The 8,889-nt window shown below is 31.2% G+C and carries 12 protein-coding genes; 2 read left to right on the top strand and 10 right to left on the bottom strand.

What is annotated here, in order from left to right; genetic code table 11:
- Positions 1–210: 210 nt before the first annotated feature.
- From AC5M21_RS15405 to AC5M21_RS15360, 10 genes are all read right to left on the bottom strand, one after another.
- Positions 211–621 (bottom strand): ester cyclase, encoded by a 411-nt coding sequence (locus tag AC5M21_RS15405; RefSeq protein ID WP_008790635.1) that lies wholly within the window; start codon positions 619–621, stop codon positions 211–213.
- Positions 622–714: 93 nt separating this feature from the next.
- On the bottom strand, positions 715–921 hold the full coding sequence (locus tag AC5M21_RS15400) for a YbaK/EbsC family protein (RefSeq protein WP_017143970.1): 207 nt from the start codon (positions 919–921) through the stop codon (positions 715–717).
- Positions 922–1,014: 93 nt separating this feature from the next.
- Entirely contained in the window at positions 1,015–2,385 is a 1,371-nt protein-coding gene (dnaB, locus tag AC5M21_RS15395) for a replicative DNA helicase (RefSeq protein ID WP_008790636.1), read from the bottom strand.
- Positions 2,386–2,397: 12 nt separating this feature from the next.
- Entirely contained in the window at positions 2,398–2,844 is a 447-nt protein-coding gene (gene rplI, locus AC5M21_RS15390; RefSeq protein WP_008790637.1) for a 50S ribosomal protein L9, read from the bottom strand.
- Positions 2,844–4,805, bottom strand: a complete 1,962-nt coding sequence (locus tag AC5M21_RS15385; protein ID WP_117598958.1) for a GGDEF domain-containing protein — start codon at positions 4,803–4,805, stop codon at positions 2,844–2,846. Before AC5M21_RS15385 ends, rplI begins: the two co-directional genes overlap by 1 nt.
- Positions 4,806–4,817: 12 nt before the next feature.
- Positions 4,818–5,729 carry a DUF2232 domain-containing protein gene (locus AC5M21_RS15380; RefSeq protein WP_008790639.1) on the bottom strand — a complete coding sequence of 304 codons (912 nt, stop codon included), beginning with the start codon at positions 5,727–5,729 and terminating at the stop codon, positions 4,818–4,820.
- Between the two features lie 151 nt (positions 5,730–5,880).
- On the bottom strand, positions 5,881–6,111 hold the full coding sequence (rpsR, locus tag AC5M21_RS15375) for a 30S ribosomal protein S18 (protein WP_008790640.1): 231 nt from the start codon (positions 6,109–6,111) through the stop codon (positions 5,881–5,883).
- A gap of 14 nt (positions 6,112–6,125) precedes the next feature.
- Positions 6,126–6,581, bottom strand: a complete 456-nt coding sequence (gene ssb, locus AC5M21_RS15370) for a single-stranded DNA-binding protein (protein WP_008790641.1) — start codon at positions 6,579–6,581, stop codon at positions 6,126–6,128.
- A gap of 13 nt (positions 6,582–6,594) precedes the next feature.
- Entirely contained in the window at positions 6,595–6,879 is a 285-nt protein-coding gene (gene rpsF / locus AC5M21_RS15365; RefSeq protein ID WP_008790642.1) for a 30S ribosomal protein S6, read from the bottom strand.
- 147 nt (positions 6,880–7,026) lie between these two features.
- Positions 7,027–7,452, bottom strand: coding sequence for a metallophosphoesterase family protein (locus AC5M21_RS15360; RefSeq protein WP_008790643.1), 426 nt, complete (start codon positions 7,450–7,452; stop codon positions 7,027–7,029).
- Positions 7,453–7,515: 63 nt separating this feature from the next.
- Here AC5M21_RS15360 and AC5M21_RS15355 point away from each other — a divergent pair, with 63 nt between their 5' ends.
- Complete coding sequence (locus AC5M21_RS15355; protein ID WP_117598959.1) at positions 7,516–8,085, top strand: DUF305 domain-containing protein; 570 nt, start codon at positions 7,516–7,518, stop codon at positions 8,083–8,085.
- 113 nt (positions 8,086–8,198) lie between these two features.
- Positions 8,199–8,807 (top strand): peptidoglycan recognition protein family protein, encoded by a 609-nt coding sequence (locus AC5M21_RS15350; RefSeq protein WP_008790645.1) that lies wholly within the window; start codon positions 8,199–8,201, stop codon positions 8,805–8,807.
- Positions 8,808–8,889: the final 82 nt, after the last annotated feature.

Raw genomic sequence — 8,889 nt, 5'->3', positions numbered from 1 at the left:
CGTCGAGTGCTCACTTATAATATCATTTCTCCTCTCCCTTGTAAAGTCTTTTTTTCGTTTTTTTTCAAAAAAAAATAGACTATATTTAAAAACGCTGATTTTATCGTATGTTTTTATATGTCTATTTTTGATGATTATTTTCCTTTTTTGTCATATCCTGTTTATCACTTCAATTCATATTTTCTATTACTCTTTTATTTTCATACTTAATTATGCTGCTTTAATAAGATGATGCTCATATAAAGTATCAAATGTATTCACAGCACCACCATGCTCAACAATTTTTCCATCAACAACCTTATCAATATCAACACCTGTAAATGATAATTTTTTATACGTTGGTTTTATTCCAATCCATTCACCCTCATGTGTCCCCTCCATTATAAATTCAGAAATAATACAATCTCCATCCTCATATTGCCTTATTATTTTCATTGTATAATCCGGATATGTCTTTTTTACATCGATAAGATGTTGTTTCATGCCATTTACGCCTAATGGAATTGTTTCTTCACCAACTTTCAAAACGCAATCTTCTGATATATATTGTGAAAGTTCTTCGATTAGATTCTTAGAAACAACAACTTCATATAGATATCTTACAATTTCTTTATTATTCATTTTCTTCCTCCTAAACCTTTAACTATCTTATAAATCAAATAAGTCATCAAGAATAATTATATATTATTAAATAAAAAGAATAACACATACATGTTATTCAATATGTATACTTTCAAAACTGTTCCCATGCTCTTTTATCATTCTTATCAATTCATTTGTTTTCATAAAGAGAGTTTTATCATTCCTTAACAGATGAATTCCAATGATTTCAAAAAGATCATTATCAAAAACAACATTCACAGACAATTCATTATCATTCAATATTCCAAATGGAATAACCTCTCCTGCTTTTAATCTCATATATTTGTCTCTTTTCATTCATCAATTGTAACAATATGACCATGCTCAATAACTTCATAAGTCATCTGCATTGAATCTAACAAATTATAAACATCAAGTTCTGACATCTTTAATTGCCTCTAGCGGATTCACTTGTTGGTCCCCTCTAGCCGGATTAGCAAACTTACTATACTGTTTCAAGAATACCAAACGAATATCCGCCAATGCCCCATTACGGTGTTTAGCAATAATTATATCAGTAGCCCCTTGTGTCTCAGCCTCTTTCTTAGGATCTTGATAATCTTCACGGTGAATAAACGAAACAATATCAGCATCTTGTTCAATTGCTCCAGACTCTCTTAAGTCAGATAAAACAGGTCGCTTATTGTCACGTTTTTCAACTGAACGTGATAACTGACTTAAAGCAATAACTGGTACACTCAATTCTCTGGCAATCATTTTTAATTGACGAGAAATATCTGAGACCTCCTGCTGGCGTGACTCCTTGCTGTTTGCAGGTCCAGAAATTAATTGTAGGTAATCAATAATAATCATCTTTAATCCATGTTCACGATGAAGTCGACGGCACTTAGCTGCAATTTCACCCACTCTAATTCCCGGTGTATCATCTATATAAAGATTGCACTTAGAAACTTTGTCGGCAGCAGCATAATATCTTTCATTGCTTTCTTTCAAAATAGCACCCGAACGTAACGACTCCGCTTTTAGGCTCCCTGCTGAACAGATAACACGTTGTATTAACTGTTCAGCGGGCATTTCCAATGAAAAGACCGCAACAGCCTCATCAGCTTTATAAGCAACATTATAAGCAACATTTAACGCAAAGGCAGTCTTTCCTACAGAGGGACGAGCAGCAAGAATAATCAAGTCACCCTTTTGAAATCCAGAAGTTAATTTATCCAAGTCATAATAACCTGTCTTCACACCAGAAATCTCCCCATCTGCTTTTTGCAACATAACCAAGCGATCAGTAACATTTTGAATAACAGTCTTAACATCTTTAAATTCACCCGCATTACGATCTCGTGTTACACTTAAGAAATTCTTTTCTGATTCTCCAATAAAATCATTAATATTCTCAACTTCACCATATGCGTTTTCAATAATCTGTGTAGATTGTTGAATAAGTTTTCTGAGTAATGATTTTTCATTTAATATCTTTAAATAATATTGACTATGTGCTGTTGTTGGAACTGATTCACTTAATTGTAATAAATACTCTACGCCTCCAATTTTATCTAATAACTTTTTATCCATCAAATATGATGTTAAAGTTGTCACATCAACTGGATTATTTTGATGATCAATGGATTGCATAGCATCAAAAAGGATACGATGGCTGTCTAAATAAAAATCTTCTTTTGTCGCCAAACTTAATATTTCATGACATGCATCTATAGAAATAAGCATAGATCCAAGCAATGATCTTTCAGCTTCTATATCATGTGGATATTCTCTTGCCATCTGTTTACCTCCTTATTTTTCTTTTAAGTGTACTTTGATTGTCGCAATGACATCTTTATAAAGTTCAATCTTAAGATTTGTATATCCCAAAGCTTGAATAGGTCTTGCATTAATAAACTTTCTTTTATCAATTTTAATATCATGTGTTTTCAATAATTCTTCTGCAACATTTTTTGTAGACACACTTCCAAATGTTTTTCCATCTTTCCCTGAAGACAAAGCAAATTCTAAAGTAATGTTTTCTAATGTTTCCTTTAATTCTTCAGCTTTCTTCTTATTTTCTAAATCTTGCAAACGTTCTTGTTCCTTATTGTGAGCAACAATCTCTTTCCCATGCTCTGTAGCCAAAACTGCAAGTTTATTCTTAATTAAAAAGTTTTGACCATATCCATCAGCAACATTAACAATATCACCTTTCTTTCCCACTTTCTTTACATCTTGAGTTAAAATAACTTTCATCACACTTCACCTCTATCATCTAAATATTCTTTAATTTTTTCTTCTAATAAAAGACGAACATCTTCTATACTTCGATTTTCAAACTGAGCTGCAGCCATACTAAAATGGCCACCACCACCCATATTTTCCATAATAATCTGGACGTTAATATCACGTGTACTTCTCGCACTTATTGCAACCATTGTTTTAGATATTCGTCCAATTGTAAATGTCGCCTTAATCGTACTCACTTCTAACAATGAATTACTTGCTTTTGCTAACATTGTACGCGTATACTCTTCATTCTCATGGGCACAAGCAATCAATATATATGGATTATACCGATAAGCAGTTTGAGTAATTGATAATCTTTGCAACGTTTCTTCATAAGAATCTTCTAAGAATTCATAAGCCAATGTCATATTTGCCTGTAATTCCTTTAAATAAGCAGCTGACTGAAATGTACGCACACCCACTCTTTGTTTAAAGTTATTTGTATCAACTAGCATACCTGCATACATTATTGTTGCATCCAATTCATTGATATTTAATTCTACATTTTGATAATCACACAATTCAACAACAAGTTCAACTGTACTAGATGCGGCTGGCTCCAGATAAGTAAGAACCGGTGCTTCAATGAATTCTTCACCACGTCGATGATGATCAATAATCACCTTATTTCTCACACGTTCTAATAGTGCATTTGAGATAGCCAAACTTGGTTTATGATTATCTACTACAATTAATAATGTATTCTTATTAATATGCTCCATTGCCTCTGTATAGGAAATAATCATTCCTTTATATTTATCATGATTCTTAATCATTGTTGCAACATCTTTTGTTTTCTTCTCAATAGATTCAAAATCGACCACAATGTTCGCTTTCTTTCCATATGCAATAGCAATCTTAGCGACCCCCAATGATGCTCCAAACGAATCCAAATCTGAATTCTTATGCCCCATTACCAGTACATGACTCGAATTTTTAATTAAACCAGCCAATGATTGCGCAATAACTCTAGCACGTACCTTACTGCTTTTTTCAAAAGTATCACTATTACCGCCAAAGAATTTAACATTATCATCTCCTGATTTCACAGCAACTTGATCTCCTCCACGAGAATAAGTCAAATTCAAAGCATTTGAGGCCATATCATCAAGTTCCCTTAAAACTCTAGAATCACGACCAATTCCAATACTTAAAGTCATAACTTCATCTAATTCTTTTGACATCTCTTTAAATGTATCTAAAATAGCAAATTTATTTTCAACTTGTTTACGATAAATTCTTTCATTAAAAAATGCCAAATATCCTCCAGACTTAAATCTACGGATAATAATCCCATTGGAATAAGCCCAATCAACAATAACTTGTCTTGACTTTGATTGTATCAAAGCCATTTTTGGTTCATCAGCATTTTCTAACGTTTCCTCATAATTATCAATAGTAATATAAGCCATACAAACCTGCTGATCAAGATAATCTTGTTGCAATGACAAAAACTGAGTCACATCTTTTAAATAAATTAACTTTGTTTCTTGACTATTATATGCTTCAAACTTCTTACCTTTAATATCAACAATCTTAATATCCTCATCTTCAAACAATGAAGCAAGATGTGGCTGCCATTCTAAAAGTTTTACACCAACAATATTAATATTCATTTCTTTAAACAAATCACTTGTCCATACAACATTTCTTGTTTCATCATATTGAATCAAACCTAAACCACCAAATATAAAAGCATTTTTAGCATCAACATCCAACGCCTCAGATACACTCATACTATTTGTATCAACCAAATAAGTTATATAAGATAACACAAAGAACAAAATAATATTTTTAATCAATGCATAGACTGAAAAAGCAAATAATAAAGAACTATCAAGCAAAAGATATAACCCAAATAATAAAATACATTCAGCTACGAGAAGTATTATAATAAGATTTCTCAACTGTGCAATCTTTCTTATCATAAATATCCCTCCTTAATTATTATCATGACCATTATACAATAAATTCCCTCTTAAATCACTAAATATATCTACGATTCCCACAATAACATAGAATGTATTTACCAATGGGATAAAAATCCCTATAAATACCAATATCATTAACTTTGGCTTTTTCTTTAAAATTGTTAGCCATGTAAAAAAAGCCAATCCCTCTACCGCAAAAGCCAGTGTTGTTAATGTATATGCATATGATAAATACACACTTTCTATATCAGTAAAACTTTTGAGCAGATAAGAGCCAAACATAATAATAGCTAAAAAAACTCCTGTTTTATAACCAAAATGTAGCATAGCAATATGAAACGAACCTGGAAATTTTATCTTAAATCTAGATAAAACAATCTGACACAGCAAGATAATTACATACATTTCTAAAACTGACATGATAATTAAAACAATAGGAATCATTAATATCACAGTTTCAACAGTCAACTGGCTTGCTAATGATGGCATTATTTCTATTAACATCTGATACATTTCTCTCATCTCAGCTACTAGATTCATACCTAGAAGACCTGAAAAAACTTCATAGAGTAAAATATTATTAAGGAAAGTCACTAACAATGTTCCCATTAAAATTGTTTCTTTCTTTACTTTTCTTTTCAGTGCTTCGCCTATAAATAAACCAGCCAAGCAAGAAGAAATAGATGAAATCACAAAAAATGGTAACCCCACCATTGCAATAACAACCATTGCAACAAAAGAAACCACAATATTATCTTTTAAAGTATAAGTATAACCATACCAAACCAGTGGAATAACCATAACATAACATATAAAAACATCAAACATACTTCCAGTATATGTATTTAAGAGTGATAACACTCCAAACATAGCTGCTATCATGGCTCCTTGAACCATCTTTTTCGTATTTGTCTTTCCCATAGTAACTCCTTTCCATCCTAAAAAATATAGCCTATTATATCATATTTATAAGGAATAAAATGAAATATTTTATCCTTCATGTCCATCTTTAAAATATTAATTATGATAAGAAAAGAAAAAACTCCTGATTTCTCAAGAGTTTAAGTCCTAATTATTCACCAACGTATGGTAATAATGCCATTTGTCTAGCACGTTTAATAGCTGCAGCTAATTGTCTTTGGTATTTAGCGCTTGTTCCAGTTACACGTCTAGGAATGATTTTTCCATTTGCAGAAACGAATCTTTTTAATAATTCAACATCTTTATAATCGATGTAATCAATCTTATTTTTTGTAAAAAAGCAAACTTTCTTTCTACCCATTCTTTGTCTTTTGAATGCCATAAGTCTATTCCTCCTTAAAATTGAATATCATCTTCCATAATATCAAATGAATTAAATGAATTATCGAAATCTTTTTCTAAATCCACTGTTTTCATATCATAGAAGTTATCTTGTTCTACTTGAGGTTGCTGTTGCTGAGCTTTTTCTCTGGCAGCTTTTGTTTCTAAAAACTGTACACTGTCACAGACAACTTCAACAACATAAACCTTTTGCCCTTGTGCATTGTCATAACTACGAGAACGTAGTCGACCTTCAACACCAACTAATGATCCTTTTGAACAATATCTTTCAACATTTTCAGCGCCTTTATTCCAAACAACACAATTGATATAATCAGCTTGCTGTCCATCAGCTGAATTGTAATTACGGTTTAATGCTAATGTGAAACTTGTCACTGCTGCTCCCGTATTTGTTCTTCTTAACTCAGGATCCCTTGTCATTCTTCCAACGAGTACGACACGATTAATCATATATTACACCTTCTTAATCTCTTCTAAGAGTTAAATGACGTAACATGTTTGCATTAATACGTGATAAACGTTCGAACTCAGCAATATTTGCAGGAGTTGTTGTTGTATCTAAAACAACATAATATCCTTTTGTATAATCTTTGATTTCGTAAGCTAAGTCACGTAATCCCCATTCGTTTACATTATCTACAGTTCCTTCAGTATTTGTTAATACTTTTTTGAAGTTTTCAATAATAGCGTTTCTTGCATCTTCTTCAACGTCTGGTTTTACAATAAACATAATTTCATATTTGTTCATCTTTTTACCTCCTCCTATGGTCTAATGGTCTGCACACTTTCATACAGACAGGCAGTAAATATTTTTACATGCTCATGCATTATAGCACAATAGAATTAAAAATACAACGATTTTATCACTGAAATTCAAGTTTTTATTGAACCGTTTTTATTGAACATCTTTTTGAATAATTTCATAACCATTCGGATTTAATATTAATATTATATATGTTAAAGGTAAAGAAAAACGTTTACGTCCACAACTCCCAGGATTTAAGTATTGAACACCATTTTGAATATAACATTCATATCGATGAGAATGACCATAGATATAAAAGTCCACATCTTTCTTTTCACCAATCTGATGAACCATATAGAAACGATAACCTGCTAATGTAAAGTACTCTTCCTCATTGAGCATAAGATAATCATTATTACCTTTAACAACAATGAGAGGAGCAGTTTTCTTTAACTTTTCTAAAATCTCTTCCTTCATAATATCACCTGCATGCAAAATATAATCACATGTCTGCAATTCTTCTAAGACATCATTTCTTAGAACATTGTGTGTATCAGATATAATTCCAATTTTCATTCATTTACATCTCCTTTCACACTCTTGAACCTTTTTCATATTTTATCATGAAAGGAGGTCTTTATGAACTATCAACAATATAGCGATAATACCCAACAATATCTTATCTGCTTTTATGAAATACTCAATCAAATGATTGCTGACATGACCAATGCATCTCTTTCATGTAGTCTCTCATCAGATTTTATTAATCAAATGATACCCCACCATAGAGCTGCTATTCATATGTCAAGAAACCTTTTGATGTACACAACAAATATTCCTCTTCAAAACATTGCACAAAATATCATAAAAGAACAAACTCAAAGTATCAGAAATATGCAAGATATTCAAAATTGCTGTTTATCACCACACAATTCTCAAGACCAGATTAATTCATACTTTAATAAGTATAATAGTATCACATGGACAATGTTTGAAAGCATGCAAAATGCACCAACAAACAATGATATTAACATAAGTTTTATGAATGAAATGATTCCTCATCATGAGGGGGCTGTGAGATTATCAAAGAATGCTTTAGAGCATTGTATCTGTCCACAACTCATCCCCATTCTTGAAGCAATTATTACCAGTCAGGAAAAAGGTATTTCTGAAATGAAAAAACAACTCAGTGAATTGAAATCATGTTAAAAAGCCAAGATTCTACAAAATATTAATAATTTCTTAAAAACTTATTACACATTTGTTAATACATTTATTTGATATTATGTCATAATAAGAATACAACAAATGGGGTGAAATCAATGGCAAGAAAGAGAAAACGTTTAAAAAAGGGTGTTATTTTTTGTATAGTTCTTATCTTATTCTGTGGATTAGGATTTGGCTATTATAAATTCATATACAATCATAATGATATAGAAACATATACTGCAGATGGATTATCTATTCAACATGATTTCTTAACAGTCAACCCTTATTCAAGAAGTGGAAAATCATTAGGAAGAGTTAAAGGAATTGTTATTCATTATACAGGGAATCCTGGATCAACTGCAAAAGGAAATAGAAATTATTTTGAAGCTCTCAAAGACAAACATACAACATCTGTTTCAAGTCACTTTATTGTTGGTTTAAAAGGAGAAATTATTCAATGTATTCCATTAAATGAAATTGCATATGCTTCTAATAATCGCAATAAAGATACAATTTCAATTGAGACTTGCCACCCTGATGAATCTGGAAAGTTCAACCAAGAAACATATCAGTCACTTCAAAAACTTGTGAGATCATTAATGGATACTTATGATTTAGATAAAGAAGACGTCATTAGGCATTATGATGTTACAGGAAAAATATGCCCAAAATATTTTGTAGATCATGAAGATGCGTGGCAAATATTTTTAAACTCATTGTAAAAGAAAAGAAGACGAATCGTCTTCTTTTGGCTCTATAATTTAACTGGAGGATTTAAATAAATCTTTCAGTTTTATTTTATAT

This window comes from Coprobacillus sp., from assembly GCF_984815275.1.
Note: the sequence above shows the minus strand (reverse complement) of the source record. Positions and strands in the feature narration are given on the sequence as shown.

What these genes read in the sequence shown, in the direction of transcription:
- AC5M21_RS15380 (WP_008790639.1), bottom strand. Translation starts at nt 5,729, where the DNA reads ATGGGAAAGACAAATACGAAAAAGATGGTTCAAGGAGCCATGATAGCA.
- AC5M21_RS15355 (WP_117598959.1), top strand. Translation starts at nt 7,516, where the DNA reads ATGAACTATCAACAATATAGCGATAATACCCAACAATATCTTATCTGC.
- AC5M21_RS15350 (WP_008790645.1), top strand. Translation starts at nt 8,199, where the DNA reads ATGGCAAGAAAGAGAAAACGTTTAAAAAAGGGTGTTATTTTTTGTATA.
- rplI (WP_008790637.1), bottom strand. Translation starts at nt 2,844, where the DNA reads ATGAAAGTTATTTTAACTCAAGATGTAAAGAAAGTGGGAAAGAAAGGT.
- AC5M21_RS15385 (WP_117598958.1), bottom strand. Translation starts at nt 4,805, where the DNA reads ATGATAAGAAAGATTGCACAGTTGAGAAATCTTATTATAATACTTCTC.
- rpsR (WP_008790640.1), bottom strand. Translation starts at nt 6,111, where the DNA reads ATGGCATTCAAAAGACAAAGAATGGGTAGAAAGAAAGTTTGCTTTTTT.
- dnaB (WP_008790636.1), bottom strand. Translation starts at nt 2,385, where the DNA reads ATGGCAAGAGAATATCCACATGATATAGAAGCTGAAAGATCATTGCTT.
- rpsF (WP_008790642.1), bottom strand. Translation starts at nt 6,879, where the DNA reads ATGAACAAATATGAAATTATGTTTATTGTAAAACCAGACGTTGAAGAA.
- ssb (WP_008790641.1), bottom strand. Translation starts at nt 6,581, where the DNA reads ATGATTAATCGTGTCGTACTCGTTGGAAGAATGACAAGGGATCCTGAG.
- AC5M21_RS15360 (WP_008790643.1), bottom strand. Translation starts at nt 7,452, where the DNA reads ATGAAAATTGGAATTATATCTGATACACACAATGTTCTAAGAAATGAT.
- AC5M21_RS15405 (WP_008790635.1), bottom strand. Translation starts at nt 621, where the DNA reads ATGAATAATAAAGAAATTGTAAGATATCTATATGAAGTTGTTGTTTCT.
- AC5M21_RS15400 (WP_017143970.1), bottom strand. Translation starts at nt 921, where the DNA reads ATGAGATTAAAAGCAGGAGAGGTTATTCCATTTGGAATATTGAATGAT.